This window comes from Burkholderia sp. PR2, assembly GCF_052372875.1.
Classification (GTDB): Bacteria; Pseudomonadota; Gammaproteobacteria; order Burkholderiales; family Burkholderiaceae; genus Burkholderia; species Burkholderia diffusa.
In genome coordinates, this window is sequence record NZ_JBQRWH010000003.1 from 85,093 (window position 1) to 101,494 (window position 16,402).

Annotated in this window: 14 protein-coding genes; 11 read left to right on the forward strand and 3 right to left on the reverse strand. The window is 59.7% G+C overall.

All coding sequences use genetic code 11. The features are described from left to right. Positions 1–325: 325 nt before the first annotated feature. The 3 genes from ACT2FV_RS16010 (at position 326) to ACT2FV_RS16020 (ending at position 4,807) form a co-directional block, all read left to right on the forward strand. The gene (locus ACT2FV_RS16010; RefSeq protein WP_444504335.1) at positions 326–2,158 is read left to right on the forward strand and encodes a phage integrase family protein; all 1,833 of its coding nucleotides are present in this window, start codon (positions 326–328) and stop codon (positions 2,156–2,158) included. 961 nt (positions 2,159–3,119) lie between these two features. After that, entirely contained in the window at positions 3,120–3,779 is a 660-nt protein-coding gene (locus tag ACT2FV_RS16015; protein WP_175712524.1) for an AAA family ATPase, read from the forward strand. Further along, on the forward strand, positions 3,776–4,807 hold the full coding sequence (locus tag ACT2FV_RS16020) for a ParB/RepB/Spo0J family partition protein (RefSeq protein ID WP_444504336.1): 1,032 nt from the start codon (positions 3,776–3,778) through the stop codon (positions 4,805–4,807). Before ACT2FV_RS16015 ends, ACT2FV_RS16020 begins: the two co-directional genes overlap by 4 nt. Positions 4,808–4,918: 111 nt before the next feature. On the opposite strand, the gene ACT2FV_RS16025 is transcribed toward ACT2FV_RS16020, so the two are convergent. The 3 genes from ACT2FV_RS16025 to ACT2FV_RS16035 form a co-directional block, all read right to left on the reverse strand. Beyond that, on the reverse strand, positions 4,919–5,800 hold the full coding sequence (locus ACT2FV_RS16025; RefSeq protein ID WP_175712526.1) for a replication initiation protein: 882 nt from the start codon (positions 5,798–5,800) through the stop codon (positions 4,919–4,921). 1,467 nt (positions 5,801–7,267) lie between these two features. Then, positions 7,268–7,828 (reverse strand): hypothetical protein, encoded by a 561-nt coding sequence (locus ACT2FV_RS16030; RefSeq protein WP_444504337.1) that lies wholly within the window; start codon positions 7,826–7,828, stop codon positions 7,268–7,270. A 220-nt stretch (positions 7,829–8,048) separates the two neighbouring features. Further along, on the reverse strand, positions 8,049–8,567 hold the full coding sequence (locus ACT2FV_RS16035) for a hypothetical protein (RefSeq protein ID WP_226118044.1): 519 nt from the start codon (positions 8,565–8,567) through the stop codon (positions 8,049–8,051). Positions 8,568–8,881: 314 nt separating this feature from the next. Here ACT2FV_RS16035 and ACT2FV_RS16040 point away from each other — a divergent pair, with 314 nt between their 5' ends. Genes ACT2FV_RS16040 through ACT2FV_RS16075 form a run of 8 tightly spaced genes read left to right on the forward strand, consistent with a single transcriptional unit; the run spans position 8,882 to position 16,402 of the window. Continuing rightward, positions 8,882–9,598, forward strand: a complete 717-nt coding sequence (locus ACT2FV_RS16040; protein ID WP_124664105.1) for a type IV secretion system protein — start codon at positions 8,882–8,884, stop codon at positions 9,596–9,598. Then, a complete protein-coding gene (locus tag ACT2FV_RS16045) occupies positions 9,595–10,476 on the forward strand; it encodes a TrbG/VirB9 family P-type conjugative transfer protein (RefSeq protein WP_444504338.1) in 882 nt (293 codons plus the stop codon). Before ACT2FV_RS16040 ends, ACT2FV_RS16045 begins: the two co-directional genes overlap by 4 nt. Before the next feature lie 9 nt (positions 10,477–10,485). Then, positions 10,486–11,745, forward strand: a complete 1,260-nt coding sequence (locus ACT2FV_RS16050) for a TrbI/VirB10 family protein (protein WP_012367228.1) — start codon at positions 10,486–10,488, stop codon at positions 11,743–11,745. Continuing rightward, complete coding sequence (locus ACT2FV_RS16055; RefSeq protein WP_444504339.1) at positions 11,742–12,551, forward strand: transglycosylase SLT domain-containing protein; 810 nt, start codon at positions 11,742–11,744, stop codon at positions 12,549–12,551. The genes ACT2FV_RS16050 and ACT2FV_RS16055 overlap by 4 nt, the downstream gene beginning before the upstream one ends. Further along, positions 12,548–13,834 (forward strand): TrbG/VirB9 family P-type conjugative transfer protein, encoded by a 1,287-nt coding sequence (locus tag ACT2FV_RS16060; RefSeq protein ID WP_444504497.1) that lies wholly within the window; start codon positions 12,548–12,550, stop codon positions 13,832–13,834. Before ACT2FV_RS16055 ends, ACT2FV_RS16060 begins: the two co-directional genes overlap by 4 nt. Continuing rightward, positions 13,831–14,253, forward strand: coding sequence for a lytic transglycosylase domain-containing protein (locus ACT2FV_RS16065; RefSeq protein WP_325090418.1), 423 nt, complete (start codon positions 13,831–13,833; stop codon positions 14,251–14,253). Before ACT2FV_RS16060 ends, ACT2FV_RS16065 begins: the two co-directional genes overlap by 4 nt. Positions 14,254–14,255: 2 nt before the next feature. After that, on the forward strand, positions 14,256–14,786 hold the full coding sequence (locus ACT2FV_RS16070) for a toxin co-regulated pilus biosynthesis Q family protein (protein ID WP_012367224.1): 531 nt from the start codon (positions 14,256–14,258) through the stop codon (positions 14,784–14,786). A 5-nt stretch (positions 14,787–14,791) separates the two neighbouring features. Continuing rightward, positions 14,792–16,402 (forward strand): type II secretory pathway protein, encoded by a 1,611-nt coding sequence (locus ACT2FV_RS16075; RefSeq protein WP_444504498.1) that lies wholly within the window; start codon positions 14,792–14,794, stop codon positions 16,400–16,402.

Sequence of the window (16,402 nt, forward strand, 5' to 3'; positions counted from 1 at the left end):
CGACACCCGGCACACGCTGTTGCCGATATCGGGCACGCGTCGTTGGCCGGCGCTCGCCGCCCCATCGCGCCGACAGCGTGGCCCGAACAGGGACGATCGCCCCATGAATCGAACCCTAATTAATTTAACCGTGATAAGTCCTATTATCACGGTTACGTTTAATGGCATAAAATGGGGGTACGGCGCTTTACGCCTTGCTGAATAAGGGGCACAGAACCAGCGGAATGCCCTTCTAGCAAGCCGGTGCAGGGCTATCGCCCAGCATATCCCCCGACCGAACATGCTGAACTGATCTTGCGGCAAACCAACGAGCGAACCGAGCTAGATGGCCAACAAGCCCCAACCCGTAGCGCATCAGCGCACCTATACCCGAAACGACTTCGCGGCCCTGCGGGCATTTGTCCAACACGTTCCCCCAGCGACGATTGGCCGACTGTATCTCGGGGACGACGAGAACGGTGACCCGCTTACGGCATCGGCAGTAGAACGTCGAATGCGCGACATGCAAGCCGATCTGGTCGCACTAGCCCTGGAACACGGCTCCCCGGTACTAGCCGAGCATCTAAAGGCGTCTGCAAAGAAGCACGGGAGCGCACGACTTGCCGCGGTATCGCTGAAGATGGTGGAACAAGCTGCCCAGCTTGCCGTCGCCAAACCAGAAGCCGGCCATGCAGTTGGTATGTGGTTCCGACCGCTGATTGCCGTGCGCCTGAAGGCACGGCATATCATGACTCTCGCGGAGCTTGTAGCGTTTTGCAACTCCCGCGGCGGTACATGGTGGCGCGCGGTGCCGCGCATCGGCCCAGGGCGTGCACGTCGTATCGTTGCGTGGCTTCGGAAGCACGAGGCCACGATCGGCCGGGTCGAAACAGACGTTGACGCTCGCGATCCGCTTACTGCGCCAGATGGACAGATCGTGGAGGTCGGGGGTCGAGACAGGGTGCTCGCGCCGCTCGATCGTATGACAGTCGCCCATCCCTTGTCCGGCAGCAGTGGCGAAAACCGGGCTGCCCTATTCCCGTATATCCAGGCCCCGAACGATCTCGCGGCAGTGCGCGCATATTTGTATCAGTACCGCGACCAGCCCAAGACCCTGCGCGCGTACACAAAGGAGCTCGAGCGCTTTCTCCTTTGGGCGGTAAAAATTAGGGGCAAACCCCTCAGTTCGCTTCTCGTCGACGACTGCGAAGCATACAAAGAGTTTCTTAAAGCCCCCTCCGAAGAATTCGTCGGTCCGCGGGCGCCTCGCACGTCTCACCGTTGGCGCCCATTCGTTGATGGGCACCTCAGCGCTTCATCCCAGCGCTACGCCGTGCGCACATTGCGAGCGGCCTTCGCCTGGCTCGTTGAAGTCCGCTATCTGGCGGGCAACCCGTGGACGGCAGTCAACGACCCGCCCCTTGTAACACGGGAGCGCAAACTGCAGGTGGATCGCGCGCTGCCGCAGGCGCTCTGGGACCGGATCCGTGCGCATGCAACAAGTCAGGCCGCCGGAATTACAGATTCATCGGACAAACGCCCTGCCCCGCCTCAGTGGAGAGTTGCGCTGGCTTTGATGCTATTGATGGGAGACTCAGGCTTGCGCCGCGAAGAAGTCGCCAATGCGCATCGTGACGCAATCACCCGATCTCCACATGCTGCGCCCGACCACGCCGTTTGGCAGTTGTCCGTGGTTGGCAAGCGCAACAGAGAGCGCACTGTACCCGTCAGCCCCGATACGGTCGAGGCGCTGCGTGCACATTGGCGCGATCGTGGCGAGGATTTTGATACGGCCGCGTTCGGTCCATTGATCTCACCCGTGCGAATTCCGCGCACCAAGCACGCACAACGCAAGCACGGAGGCGAGGTGCGCCAACCGTACTCACCAAACGGCCTCAACGATCTAATGGAGTGGGTGCGAAAGCAACTCATCACCGCGCTTATCGACATTGACCCGCAGACGAGCGCGACGCTGGCTGGTCTGTCTCCCCACTCGTTTCGGCATACCTTTGGAACGCTTGCCGTAGCAAATGATGTCCCGCTCGACGTTGTCCAGAGAGTACTGGGCCACGCTTCACTGCAAACGACCTCCATCTATGTGCAAGCCGAACAACAGCGGATGATTGAAGAGACGTCACGGTATTTTGGCAAACGGTTAGCCGCTCCTCCGGACGAGTAGACGCACACATGGCCGCCGACATGGCGTTGCCCTGCCCCTTCCAACCGAGCCCCGTCAACCAAATCTCCTATATAAACTCCGACTTTGAAGCGCGTTCAAGACAAAAGTCGGACTTAATCTGGTAGTTAGCCGCCCAGGCAAGTTCAAACCCCCAGATTATCCGGGTTCGCGTCGCCCCTCCGCTCTGAACGCCCATTCATCCCATCAGGCCCAACCGGCCAGACGCAATAGAAAAATTCAGTATATAAGGCAAAAAGCGGCGCTTGGCGTCGGCCGTTCCTTTCGGAATCTGTCGGAACTTCGAGATATCGATGGATACATTTGAACGCACGGTGATGGACGGAGGGCAGAGGGTCGACGCCGATCGGACACGACACCCTTGTCTCAGTTTCGACGTAGAAACTAGCTCCTCCAGGCGGGCGCAGTACACGCTCAACACAAAGACAAGATGTTGCCTGTACTTCTCGCGGCGCGAGGTAACGCCGGTTTCTACGCAGAAACTGCCCAGGAGCTGGCCCAAAGAAAAATCCCGTTTGAGCCGGGAGTGATATGCGTTGACCACATCAAGTCACCCAACTCTCGACACCATTGGGCAGGTTTCTACGTAGAAACTTGCCGCTCCGGACTGGTCCGTACCAGAGAAAACTTTGGTCGTCATGCTACGGCGACGCAAATGCTCGATCAAGAAATCCAATGACTTAAGTTCGACTCAGACCTTATCTGCAACTGCAGGCCTTCACGCCGGCTTCCAGTTTCTACGTAGAAACTCAACGAGCATCGACCCCCCGAAAGCGGACCTTCCGTGACGGGATTTGTTGATAGCTCGCTACAAAATCCCCTCAGAATTCGCCATTTTTCTTGATGTTTTTCGGGTGCCATCCTAATATCCTCCTCAGCCGCCCTGGGCAGTTTCTACGTAGAAACTGCCCTATCTCGGGCACTGAATGGATAAGGGGAATGCATGCCAGCGAAAATTATTGCCGTCTTCAATCAGAAAGGGGGGTCGGGAAAGACAACGACCTCCACCAACATCGCAGGTGCTTTCGGCATGCGAGGTTACCGAACCATGCTCGTTGACTTGGATGAACAGGGAACTGCGACACTCTCGGTCGGCGCAGCCCCGGATGATCGACCATATCCCGCCGCCATTTCAAACTTGGCACTTAGCCCCCGTCCCGATCGGGAGATCGCGAAGTACGTCAATGATTACGATTTCATTGTCATCGACTGTCCGCCGGCCATCAAATCGGCAGCGCCCTCTGTTGCTCTGCTTATTTCAGATCTGGGCCTTATTCCCATTGCAGCCTCGGGGGGCAACCTCTGGGCGGTCCAAGAGGCCAAGAAATTGGGTATGGAAGCACAGATCCGTAACCCGGATCTCAAACTTCGATCGTTCGCGAACATGAATCAAAACGTCACGATCGTGAAGCAGATCTTCGAAGCTGCGGCCGGCGACGACGAACTCCCCATGCTTAAAACGAAGCTCGGCTTCCGCACTGCGTACAAAGAAGCAGAGGTATCGGGAGCGACGGTTCTCCAACTGCGCTCGGCGAAAGCCGCTCATAAAGAACTGAATGACCTTGTCGACGAAATTCTCGAAGTCCTCGAGGTGCGAGCATGACAAAGAAAGATTTCTCTGCTGCGCTTAATGCCGGCGTAAAGCGCGACCAGACGATGCGCGAAGCAGCTGCACCTTCTAGGTTCGACCGTGTCGACGACGCACTGAGCGGCCGAAGCAGCCTGTTGGAACAGCCCAAGGAAAATGTTGCCGCTCCGGTGCAATCCGCAGCAGACGCTTACTTGGCAAACCTGGAGCAAGCAGGGAAGGTACAGGCGCGGTACATAACCATGCCGATCAGCCTTATCGACGATAACCCCCTCAACAGTCGTACGATCTATAAGGAAGAGTTGATCGCAGCCCGCGCAGCCTCAATGGCGCGAGACGGTCAACTCGTCCCCGTACTCGCCGGGCGCCATCCCGAATTCCCTGATCGCGCAATCTTGATCGACGGCCAGTTTCGAAAGCTAGGGGCGCTCCGTAATCGCGCCGAGACGCTGGACGTGAAACTGCTCGAAGGCCTAGATCCGATCGATTTTTACCGCCTCGCTCGAGCGGCAAACAACGAACGCGAACAAGAAACCGTTTTGGACGTCGCGCTCGGGTACAAGAAGCTACTCGATCAGGGCCATGCAAAATCGAACGATGAGCTGGCGGTCTTGGTTGAGGAGGGCAAATCCAAGGTCAGCAAGATTCTCGCGCTGTTGGATCTTCCGCAGCCAGTACTAGACGTGATCGCTTCGCACCCCAAACAATTCGGCGTCTCGACTAGCTATGAACTCACCCTGTACCTTAAGGTATCGGACGAGAAGCGCACCTTGGCATTTGCAGAGCGCATTCGTGACGAGGAGCTACCGTTTCAGAAGGTGAAGGCTATCCGCGAAAGCCTCGAGAATGGCCGGGCTCCACGGAAGTCTCTTTCGCGCCAGTACAAAGTGTCAACTGACGACGGAAACGAGATTGGCGCAATCAAGGAATGGGGTGACGGGAAAGTCCGTGTGGATCTCGTCCTCGGTTCGGCGGAAAAAGCCGAGGCGTACGTCGCGGCCTTCAAGAAGCTCCTTGCAGAGGATGGGCACCAACTGAAGTAGGCATGCGATACGCCGGCGCCACCCGCCGCTGTGGAAACAGCACTTGGGTAGCATTCATGCTGCGGCGGACTGCCGGCAAGCAGGCAGCGACCGAAGCCAAGCCCTTACGCATCAGCCTTCGGCAGTCGTCTCAGCACCTGTTTCCGCAAAGGGTACCTCGCCGTCCAAAGCCAGGCGGCTTTGCGGATTCTGGATAAATTTGAAATCGAGCGAATTCACAGCGCGGCCGAGCTTCACGGGCGTCCAGGAAATAACAAGATCCGCCTTCGCGTTCAGTTCGTTCACTGCGGTTTCGATTACCCGACGCTTGATGTCGGCAAAGCGGTACGTCGCCGGAATTTCAAGCACGTGCCGGAAATCTTCCAACGTGATCAGGAGCCGGCCCCGATCTCGCTCTCGCATCAGCAGTTCGAGGAGCCGCCACGAGTAAAGTGACTGTAGCCCTCGGGCAAACTCAAGTTGATACGAGACGAAACGCCGCTGCAACATGAAGATATGAGGCGTTAGATCCGGAGAAAAGGAAACTTCGGCCCATCCTTCTCGTTCGTGGTAAACCGCCTTCCACACCCAATTCAGTACCACCTTCCTTGGGCCATCCATATACGTCAATTGGCGCTTTTGAAGACTCGCACAGCCTTCCTTCAGCCCCTCGTATGCAGCGGTTGCCTGCTTCTCGCCGGACCTGGGAGCAAGAGCTGCGAGGGCAGCAAACTCGTCGGCTCGAACACGAACGCTCACATAGCCGTTACCCTTACCATGCAAGTATGGTGACTTCTTACTGTCTATGCATCGAAGCGCCGCCATCATGACTCGCTTCTCGTTCAGAGTCAGCCCTTGTTGGGCATTCACCAGCGCTCGGCTCATGGCAACAGTGCCCCGCACTCGACCATCACCGTCCAGAGGCGGTTCGTCCAACGGCTCGATTTGGAGAGGTTCGATCTCAACGATCTCGACCTGAGCCGGCTCGGGCTGATTTTTTGCCTTTTTGTTCACAAAGGTGACCTTCAGCGGGAAGTGACGCAATTATAAGGTGACATGCTTAGGGTGCAAGTCACCGTTGTGGATAACGGTCGAAATTTGTCACCTCTGGCCCGCTTTGTGTCTACTTAGGGTCGGATTGCGTCACCTCGAGGTCGGTAAACGTCACAGTTTCTCGCCTGTGACCCCCGGCAAAGCCTTAACTGGCAAGCCTGTGCGGAGTAGGGCACAGCGTTTACAAAAGGTTTTACAAACGGTTCTATAAACTGTCTTACAAAGAGCACCGTTAGAAAGTTGCTCCTATACAACAAAACCCACCCCACACCTGCCTCCGACGCTCGTTGCCCAGGTCAAAAGTGACATTTTCCGACCTCAACGCGTCTGCGGTCCCTCCGATCCGCTCCTCATGGGAGGCAAAGGCTGGTTTGACGTCCCAAAAGGTGACGCTTTCCGACCTCACTGACCAAAAGACACTAAGTACTCACTCACTTTTAACCAGAAAGGCGTCTGTATCAATGACGCCTCGGACTGCCGGGTCGGGAAACGTCACCTTTTTGGCGAGCTATGAATGCTAAGCCTATGACCGAGGGGCCCACAAAGAAGAAGCCATCGCGGAGGGTCGGAAAATGTCTTAGAAAGGGAGAGACCTCGGGTCGGAAAATGTCACTGTTGGAGCGAATGCCAGCGTACGAAAGAGGAGCCAGTGCTTCTGCCTCAGGTCGAAATATGTCACTTCTCAGAGCGCCAACCGGGTCGGAATTTGTCACCTTCCATTCCCCGTGCAGGTCGGAACGTGTCACCTTTCGAGCAGCACATCGGGTCGGAAAACGTCACTTTTGAGGCCGGGAAATCAGGAGGTCGGAATTTGTCACTATTCGCTGGGGAGTCGGTGGGTCGGAATTCGTCACCTTTGAGAAGCGTAGCTGCGGGTCGGAAAATGTCACCCGTCCACATATCTTGGGTCGGAAAACGTCACCATTGCCTTGGGACGGCCAATATCGTGATAGCCGGCGGCGGGCAGAACTGGGTCGGATCATGTCACCAATTGTGTGGCGACACCTCCCGGGTCGGAATCTGTCACCCGCTTACCGAATACCGTCAGCGTCTGCGCGGAAGGACCGACGGAAGGAGAGCGTTCAGCAGATCTTGCTGTAGGGGAAGATGGGGAACCACGAGGTCGATATGAGGCGAGTCGATGCTGAGATGTCTCCATCTGGCGAATGGAATGTGACTCAGGGATGGCTTGCTTCCCTTCATCATTCTTCCTTCAGGTGGCAGTGACCGTCGTATCAAGCTGACGCAAGGTCAATAAAGTGGACGTGATCTTATTGCTTGCGCTTCATCGCCAACCTCCCGTTCCTATTGGGAAAATTGCCTCCGAAACACGAACACTCATTTGTGTCCAGGATTTCTAGAGCAGATCAAAGCGGATCAGTACTCCCAGTAACCAGATGCTGGCACGATCGTCATATTCTGCGACCGTCACCGTATCAAAGTCGGAAGAAACGCCCTCATCAGATCTTCCAGCCTCGCAAGGACTGGGACGATGCGATCAATGTTTGGCGAATCCAATCGCACGTATCGACGACCATGACCGCGGCAGACCGATAGGCTGAACAAAACTGCCTCCTCACTCCGAAGGCATTCGGCCTGGATCTTCCCAGTCAACAATATCGACTTCACGACATCAGGTGATGAGCCTCCCGGCACACTAAGAGCACGGCTGGTCACGAGCTGCTTGCCGTGCTGTCGAATCAACTTCGAGATCGCGCCGGCGATCTCAAACGTGATGTGATCCTCATCACTGAACGATCGAAGAACTCGCATCGGAAGCAAAGCAGCCGCAATCGATCGCGAGACTCTTGAGGGCGACACATTCAGCGTCCTCGCAAGCGCAGCTTGCGTCGGACACAGATTCTGTTCCAGCACCTTCAGATAAAAACGACCCATTCGCACCGGGGAGGCGAACGCGGCCACGAGCGCTCTATGCGCTGCTATCGCCGTATCCAAATCCGGGAAGTTCGAAATTTCGCCTTTGTTCATGGCTAGTCACGTGGGAAAAATTGCGATAGCGCGATGAAGATCGAGCCGTCGTCTGGGTCGAAAGAAGGTAGCGTGCGTTGTCGCGACTACCTCCCTGCCGCTCAACCGGTTGAGGGGGGTACTAAAAATACCCCCGTCCAAGCCGTTGAATTAACAAAGCATTTCGCACGACGTCGTTCTGCACCGTGCGAAATTTCTGCAACACGGGCTTATCGAGCCGTTATGGGCGGCTCACCGAACATATCCTTCGTGCCGACATGTCGATCGCCTCGGAGAACTCAGCGATGCGGCTCAGGATGCGCGCCATCGCTCTCGGTTCGACCTCGAGCTTCAAATATCTCCCGCTGGCCGCGACCGAGACCGATACGAGGCGGCCGCCGTGTACTATCGCGCTCCCATCGGCGAGCGCGGCCAGGACTACCGCAATCGGGAGCGTCCTGCCGTCGACAATCTTTTGGGCATTTCGGCAGACAACGTCGTTGCCAAGCGAAGTCAAGAGTTTTGCGAGCGTCTCGGCGACACGGAAGGTAACTCGGTCGGAACCTCCCAATGCGGTGATAACAGGCTCAGGCAAGGTAGATGCGTGCAGGGCCTTCGATACAACACCAGTAGACGTGGAGAACAGCCGGGCAAGGTCAACTTGATTCGAGCAGATTCCATCGTCAAGGATCGTTCGATAGAACCGGCCCAGCTCTACAGGTGAAACGCCTCCCTTGCGAAGCATCGAGTGGATCTCCATCGCAGCTGCTCGCTGCCTTTCGCGTTCGATGTCTATTCGGACCAAGTTGTCGGAAGCCAACGCTCATCTGCCGTGAAATTTGTGAAACTGCTCGCGAGTAGTCTATTGCACCTCGAATCGACAGCAAGGATCAAAAGAGGGGTGTTTTTGCACATCATTTCGGTTTAACCCCCTCAACCGGTTGACGTGAGCGTATCGAATTCGCGGTGGGATTGTGGGCAAGGAAAAAAGGTATCCCAAATCGCACCTCTTTTGCCGCGTTGCGCTGCTGGCACGGCTGTTCCAATTGAACCGGCCCAATTGGAATCTCCGCGATGCGTTTCCCTCGACTCTTCCCACGAAGCAAGAAGCAGGTCGCCTTGTCGCCTGCGCCGGGCTTCTACTCGAACGAAGATCCTGAGCAGATCATCTTCGACCAGTCCACGCGCCTGCGCGTGGAGGCCAACCATTGGAAGACCTTCTGTTTCCTCCTCGCGATCGTAGCGGGCGGTGCCGTGTACACCCGCAATCCTGCGCCTTCCGTGGTCAAGGCTTACGGTGTTTCGTCAGATGCCGGCGGCAACCCCATCGTGACGCAACTGACCTCTTACAAGCCAGACGACCAGGCAAAGCGCAAGGCCCTGCGCGAAACCGTCGAACGCTGGTTCACGATTGAGCCGGTGTTGACCGATGACATCCAGTCGTCGCGCATGGCCAGGAACATCAACGCGGTCAAGCAGCAGATGACTGGCAACGCCCGCAATCAGTTTGCCGACTGGTTGAAGCAGGATGCGCCGTTCCAGCAAATCACGACGAACCCGAAGCTCGTACGTGAGTCCCGCGTGACCAACGTGTCCCTCCTCGAGGACTCCACGGCAATCATTGAATTCACCACGTCCACCACCCAGACGCCGTCCGACAAGCCCGTCGTTGTGCGTTACGCCCTCACGGTGCGCTACCAGATCGTTGCGCCGACCCAAGAGGACGCACTCGGTAACAACCCTTTTGGGGTCTATTACCCGTTCTGGACACTGCAGAAGACCGCCGCATGAAACGACTCCGTACCCTTGCTGCGTGCGGCGCGGTCGCGATGATCGCGACGGCCAGCGCTTTTGCGGCAAAGCCCGCGTCGCCAGTGCTTCCACCGACACCGAACTTCGATTTTGCGACGATCATCGGCGATCCGATGAGTCCGGTGAATCCGTACAACTCGGGCACAGATCCGATCACCATGCCGGGCGATGCGCGCATGGCCGTGTTTCCGTACAGCCGCGACCAGATCTTCCGCGTCATGACGGCACCGCTCAAGGTGACAACGATCGAGCTCGCGCGCGGCGAGGTGCTGACCGCGGAGCCCGCGCTCGGTGACTCCATCCAATGGATGCTCGATACCGACGGCGCGAATCACGTTTTCGTGAAGCCGACCAAACCGGGCCTCGTGAACACGCTGCACTTGACCACCAACATGCGCGAGTACGACATGACGCTCGTGTCGTCGCCGGTCGGTGGCCTCTTCTACCAGTCAGTCCGCTTCAACTATCCGAATTCGCTGATGGCGAAAGTCCGTGCGCGCGAGGGCGGCGGCAGTGACAGCGCGGAAGGCAGCCTGTCCGGTGTTGCTTCGCAAACAGACTCCGGCCCGATCGGCGTGACGCCCGACAAGCTGAATTTCGAGTACACCGTGTCCGGGTCCGGCGCGATCAAGCCGGAGACCGTGTTCGACGACGGCAAGTTCGTCTGGATTCGTTTGCCTCAAAACGCGCCGTTCGCCGTGCCCACGGTAAGAGAGGGCGGAGACATCGTCAGCCCGAACTTTATCCGGCGTGGGCCATACATCGTTGTCCAGCAGCTGGCGGACGAAATCACGCTGACGCGCGCGGGCGAAGTGGTCACGATCAAGCGTGGCCGCCGCGGCCTGTTCGGTTTCTGAGCGCGCAACATGGCCAAACAGACCGACACGTTGTCGCCGGAACAAGCCTCACTCGTCAAGGGAAAGGTGCCCCGTAACGCCCTGATCGCGGTGGGCAGCATCGCTGCCATCGCAATTGGTGCGATCGGCTTCTACTACCAGACGCAGGACAGTCGCAAGGCGGACGAAGAGGCGCTTCGGCTCAAGAAGGAGCGCGCGGCGGAGGGCATCGACAAGAGCAATCGTCCGGAAGACGTCGACAAGATCATTGCCGATCAGCAGGCTGCTGCGCGACGCGCGGCCTCCGAAGCGGCCGCGCGTGCCGCTTCCGCGCCGGTCGCCGACAAGAAGCCGAATCTCTCGGCGGATTCGCTCGTTCCGGATCAAGGAAACACGGACCTCAAGGCGAAAACGGCTGAGGACAATATCTACGCGTCGCCTATTTTCAAGGATGGCCTGAAAACGCCAGCCGCCAATGCCCAGCAGCAACAGCAAGTGCCGAACGGTGTTTTGACACCGCAGCAGATGCTGCAGCAAGCGGCCGCGCAAGAGGCAGCGACGAACGCCGCGATCGCACAGGCTGCGGCCGCTGCCAAGGGCGGACAAGCGCCCGGCGCAATGACGACGCAGCAACGCGATAACGAGTTCATGCGCAACGTCGCCTTGCAAAGCGAGAACGGTCGAGATTTTCCCCGTACGGGCTTCGTCGGCCAGTCGCGCGGTTGTACATTGTCGCCGCCTGCCAAAATCCCCGTGCTGTCGGCCGAGGCGCTCAACTCCGATCGTCCCGGCACGGCTTCGCTCGTCGTCGAGCGCGACGTCTATGACAGCCTCACCAGCACCTGCCTCGTGATCCCGTGGGGCACGACCATTACCGCGCCATACAGCTCGGACGTCCAACCCGGTCAGGAGTCGATCCTTGTCGCCGGCGCTGAAATGCGCCTGCCGAACGGCAAGCACGTGCCGCTTTACGGCGCGCAGGGTGCTGACGGCAACGGGGCCGCCGGGTTCTCCGGGCATGTCAACAACCACTTCCTCAAGATCTACGGTGCGTCGTTCCTGACCGCCATCCTGCTACGTCGCTTCGACGGGGGCGATAGCTCCACGACCACCGGCCCGCTCGGCGTCACCCAAGTCGGCAGTACGGCAGGGCAGGTCGCCGCGCAAACCACGCAATCCGTGCTGAGCCGCTACCAGAACATCCCGCCCACCATCACCTCCGACCCGGGCGAGCGCCACTTCATGCTCAAAGTCAACCGCGACATGGTCCTGGAGCCGTACCGCCCATGATGAAGCGACTCCTTTTCATTGCATCGCTGGCGCTCGGTGTCTCGAGCGCGCATGCAGCGACCACGATTTCTAACGTCATCAGTCCGGTGAGCGTCGTGATCTCCAGTGGCAAGGCCCGCGAGGTTGTCACGTTGCCTGGTAAGCCGGTGTACTTCTGCGGCCTCCAGCCGTTCATCGAATGGGCGGCGCCCCTTGTCGGGCAACCGGTGCGCAGCGGGCCGGACACAGGCATCAGCGTGACGATCGACGGCCGCGATGTCTCGCTCGAGCAACTGCTCGCCGATCGCGGCTGGCTGCAGCCCCCCGTGCTGTCGGACGACGCGCAAGCCGCGGTGACCGAGGGGCGGGGTGGCTGGGCATGTGCGCCGACCGTGGCACCGTTCGAGCTGCTGCAAACAAGTGTCGATCCGAAGGTACTGGCGGGCATCGCATTGAACGAATCGGCCTACAAGGGCCGGCCCTGGCCGTGGACGTTGAACGTTGCCGGTAAGGGGCTGTTCTTCAAATCCCGGATGGACGCCTATAAGGCGATCGAAATGCTGATCGCGCGGGGCCGGTGCGATTTTGACGTCGGCTTGTTGCAGATTAATTGGTGCTTTCATGGCAAGCGCTTCGCCTCTGCCTGGGACGCACTCGCGCCGGCGACCAATGTGCGTGTGGCCGAGCAGATCCTGAACGAGAACTACGCACGCACTGGTTCCGTGGAGAAGGCGATTGCCTATTACCACAGCGCGAACCCGACGCCGGGCCGTGCCTATCTCGCGCGATTCGTGCGTCATCTCTCCATGATCGAGGCAAGCCGATGAAGCGCGCGCTCATACGCCTCGCTTGCGCATGCGTCGCACTTTCCTATGGGATCGCTCACGGGGCAAACACCGATCCGTTCGATTTCGATTACGAGATCATGGGCGGCATCGCTGAGCGTCCGGCATTGATCTTCAACGATGGCGCAAAGACCTATATCCAGCCCCGCGCCGGTCAGGTCATCACCGCCGACGGCGGCCACAACGAAGGACCGTATGTGGTGGTCGACGGCACGCCGCAGACAATCAGCTACAAGGTCGCGGGGCGCGCGGCGACCGCGCGCTGGAAGAAAGCGAACACGTTCATCGGCGGCACCGGCACGCTCGCCGCGCTGCACGACGATCAGCCGGCCGGGTTTGATGGCTTTACCAACCGACTGACGATTATTGGCACGCGCGGTGCGCTCGAGCCCGTTCGCCCTCTGCACACGTCAACGCCCGTCGCGAACGTCGTGAAGGCACTGGTACCGCAAGGGTGGACCGGTGCCGCGCAAAAGGACGTCGATTTGACGAATTCGGCTGCGTTCGACACGCGTGACGGCGAAAACTGGCTGCAGGCGCTGGATCGGCTGCTGACGCAGACCGGTCTGTACGCTGACGTCGATTTCGGTGCGCGCCACATTCGGTTGCATCGCGACGTGCCGAAGTCCGCCGCACTGAACTATGCGGCAAGCGAGCGCCGGACCGACGAGGCCGGGCTGGAAGCGGTCGTCGCCAACGTTTCTGCGCAGCCGGCGCAGGTATCGCAGCTGGCCGAACGGTTCGGCGCGCAAGCGATTCGCGATGGCGACGATACGCACACGCAGATTCGATTCGCCGCGCGGCCGGGCAAGGACGTGACCTTCCTGACCCTGGGCGGCAAGTCATTGCACCCGGGCTGGGATCCCACGACGAACGTGATGACGATCGATCGCGCCGAGCGCATCGTCGTGGCCGACGCATCCAATCGCGTCGAAGTCAGCCGCGACGCGAAGACCGTCTACGACTTTGATCAGCCAAACCATGCGCGGCTCGAAGCCGTGTTCGATCGGGATGGACGCACGTACTTCAAGTTCGCGGAATCCGTGGTGAAGGTCGGCGTGACCGACACGCGGCATCTCGGCGTGGGCGAGCAGAAGGGCCGCTACTACATGTTCGAAGGTACCGACGACCAGTTCGTCGTCACCGCCGACGGCAATGTGGTCAACGTGAAGCGTCGTCACGAAGTGACCTATCGGGAGGTGCCGTCGGCGGCTCCGGCAGCGGCACCGAGTGTCGCGCAATCGAAGGGAGGGGCGGCATCGTGATCGGCCTTCGTTCGATTCTCGCGTGCGTGCTGTTTGGCGCGGCCGCGGTGTGCCGCGCCGACTGTATCGATGACGCGGCCATGTACCACCGGCTGAATCCGCGGCTGCTGCGCGCGATCGCTCAGCACGAGTCTGGCATGCGCCCCGACGCGATCAACCGCAATTCCAATGGCAGCGAGGACATCGGCCTGATGCAGATCAATTCGTCCTGGCTGCCCAAGCTCTCGCAGTACGGGATTCGTCGCGAACACCTGTTCAACGCCTGCGTGAGCGCGTACGTCGGCGCATGGATACTCGCCGCGAACATCAAGCAATTCGGGCCGAACTGGAAGGCGGTCGGTGCGTACAACGCGGTCACGCCTTCGAAGCAGCTCGTCTATGCGAGCGCGATTTACCGCCGCCTCATGCAGGGCCAATAACCATGCTGATCACCCACCGATCCCGCGCGCTAACGCGCGCTCTTGTTGCCGCGGCCCTGATCGCGACGACCGTGAATGTCCGCGCAGCCGTCGATCCCGACGGATGGCAGATCCTGGCTTCCGTTCCGAAGGTCACGCCGCAGGCGCCAGCGACCAGCAACACCCCTGCGAGTACGTCCGTGGCAAGTGCGGCGCCCGCTGCCCCGTCGACTTCGGCCGACGTTGCCGCCGTGGTTTTGCCCGGTGCCAGCACACCATCGACGCCCACCACGCTGACGTTTTCAGTGACGCCGCAGGACGTGAACCTGCGCGACGCCCTCGATCGTTGGTTGCAGCAGCAGGGCTGGCAGCTCGCGTGGAAGATCGACGACGACTTGCCGCTGGAATTCAACGCGACCTTCACCGGCGACTTCACTTCCGTGCTGCAACAGGTCATGAAGGCGACGAACCACATGCGCACGCCGACGCGCGCGTGCCGCCATACCAATCAAGTCATCCGCGTGATCGTGCGCGCGGGCAATTGCCAGGACTGAGAACCATGCGCATGCACCTATTGAAATTCGCCGTGGTGATTGCGGTCGCCGTGCTGGCCACGGGTTGTGCCGTGACGCAGCAGGACGTGAACGACAGCTACGACGCCGCGCACCGCACGATTTCTGACGCGCTGGCCAAGGGCCCGGAGTCGATGGCCCTCGTTGAAGACGTGCCGACCGCGTTCCTCGGCGACCGGCTCGTGCCGCTCGCGTACGAGGCCACGCTGCCGGCCGTGTTCCGCGAGAAAAGCGTCACGCTTCCGGCGAACCTCGGCATCAGGCAGATCGCGACGCTGATCTCGACGGCGACGGGCTATCCGGTTCATCTGAGCCCGGATGTATTCGTCCCGCGCGACTCGCTGGTGCCTGGTCAGGGAGACGGAAAGACCCAGACCCGCAATGTCGCCGCGAAGACCGAAGAGCCGGTCTATCGGCAGCCCTTCACCGGCAAAGTCGGCCTGTACATGCGCAATATGAGCACCGATCTCGGCCTGGACTGGTCGTTCGATGGCGGGTCAATCAACGTGTCCCGATTCGTGACGCGGATGTATCAGATTGCCGCGATCCCCGGCAAGGTCTCGATCAAGTCGACGATGAGCAAAGGCATGGACACGTCGACCGGTAATCAATCGGGTGGCGGCAGCGGCGGCAGTTCGGGCGGCAATACTGGCTCGTTCTCCGCGCAGACGTCGACCGGTCGCGAGGGTGATTTCGACCAGATTGCCTCGATCACCGCCGAGATCGACAAGCTGAAGTCGCCGATGGGCCGCGTCAGCGTGAACCCGCAGAGTCGCCTCGTGATGGTGTACGACACGAAAGAGGCGGCGGACAACATCGGCAAGTTGTTGCAGCACGAGAACGCAATCTCGACGCGCCAGGTCGCGGTCACGGTGCGCACGATCCAGATTTCGCTGAGCAAGGGCAGTGAGGCGGGCGCGAACGCGGATGTCGTATTCAATGCGATGCATGCAGGTCTCGCGCGCTACGCGATCAGCTTCGCGTCGCCGACGTCGCTGGCAACGGGCGGCGGCTCGGTCGGCGTCTCGGTGTTGCGCCCGGACGCCCCGTTCTCTGGCACGAACGCGGCGATCAATGCGCTGAACAAGTACGGCCGCACCGTGCAGGACAACACGATGACCAAGATGACGCTCAACGGGCTGCCGGTGTCGGTCGCCTCGTTCCAGAGCGATGACTACCTGCGCTCGACGTCGCCGTCAGCTGGGACGCTGAACGCGACGTCGGGTGGTGTGCCTGGCTTGACGCCTGGCACGATCACCACGGGCGACTTCGTCAACGTGCTGCCGGCGGTCAATGACCACAACCAGATCGTGCTCGCGTACTGGGCAGACAGCTCGAAGCTGAACGGCCCCTTCACCAGCGCGGGGGTAGGTTCGGGCCAGACACAGCAACAGATCCAGCTGGCGCACACCATCGGCACCAAGGACGATCAGACAATCGCGCTCTCTGATGGGCAGACGGTTGTCCTGTACGGCGCGATGACGGATCACGCCGACAGCACGACGAATGCGGGCATCGGTGGGCTCACCGGGTCATGGAACAAGTCGAAGACGTTCCAGATCATCATGCTGAAGGCGACGGTCGTTCCGTCGATGTGA

What these genes read in the sequence shown, in the direction of transcription:
- ACT2FV_RS16045 (WP_444504338.1), top strand. Translation starts at nt 9,595, where the DNA reads ATGAAACGACTCCGTACCCTTGCTGCGTGCGGCGCGGTCGCGATGATC.
- ACT2FV_RS16030 (WP_444504337.1), bottom strand. Translation starts at nt 7,828, where the DNA reads ATGAACAAAGGCGAAATTTCGAACTTCCCGGATTTGGATACGGCGATA.
- ACT2FV_RS16060 (WP_444504497.1), top strand. Translation starts at nt 12,548, where the DNA reads ATGAAGCGCGCGCTCATACGCCTCGCTTGCGCATGCGTCGCACTTTCC.
- ACT2FV_RS16040 (WP_124664105.1), top strand. Translation starts at nt 8,882, where the DNA reads ATGCGTTTCCCTCGACTCTTCCCACGAAGCAAGAAGCAGGTCGCCTTG.
- ACT2FV_RS16010 (WP_444504335.1), top strand. Translation starts at nt 326, where the DNA reads ATGGCCAACAAGCCCCAACCCGTAGCGCATCAGCGCACCTATACCCGA.
- ACT2FV_RS16055 (WP_444504339.1), top strand. Translation starts at nt 11,742, where the DNA reads ATGATGAAGCGACTCCTTTTCATTGCATCGCTGGCGCTCGGTGTCTCG.
- ACT2FV_RS16035 (WP_226118044.1), bottom strand. Translation starts at nt 8,567, where the DNA reads ATGGAGATCCACTCGATGCTTCGCAAGGGAGGCGTTTCACCTGTAGAG.
- ACT2FV_RS16070 (WP_012367224.1), top strand. Translation starts at nt 14,256, where the DNA reads ATGCTGATCACCCACCGATCCCGCGCGCTAACGCGCGCTCTTGTTGCC.
- ACT2FV_RS16050 (WP_012367228.1), top strand. Translation starts at nt 10,486, where the DNA reads ATGGCCAAACAGACCGACACGTTGTCGCCGGAACAAGCCTCACTCGTC.
- ACT2FV_RS16075 (WP_444504498.1), top strand. Translation starts at nt 14,792, where the DNA reads ATGCGCATGCACCTATTGAAATTCGCCGTGGTGATTGCGGTCGCCGTG.
- ACT2FV_RS16015 (WP_175712524.1), top strand. Translation starts at nt 3,120, where the DNA reads ATGCCAGCGAAAATTATTGCCGTCTTCAATCAGAAAGGGGGGTCGGGA.
- ACT2FV_RS16020 (WP_444504336.1), top strand. Translation starts at nt 3,776, where the DNA reads ATGACAAAGAAAGATTTCTCTGCTGCGCTTAATGCCGGCGTAAAGCGC.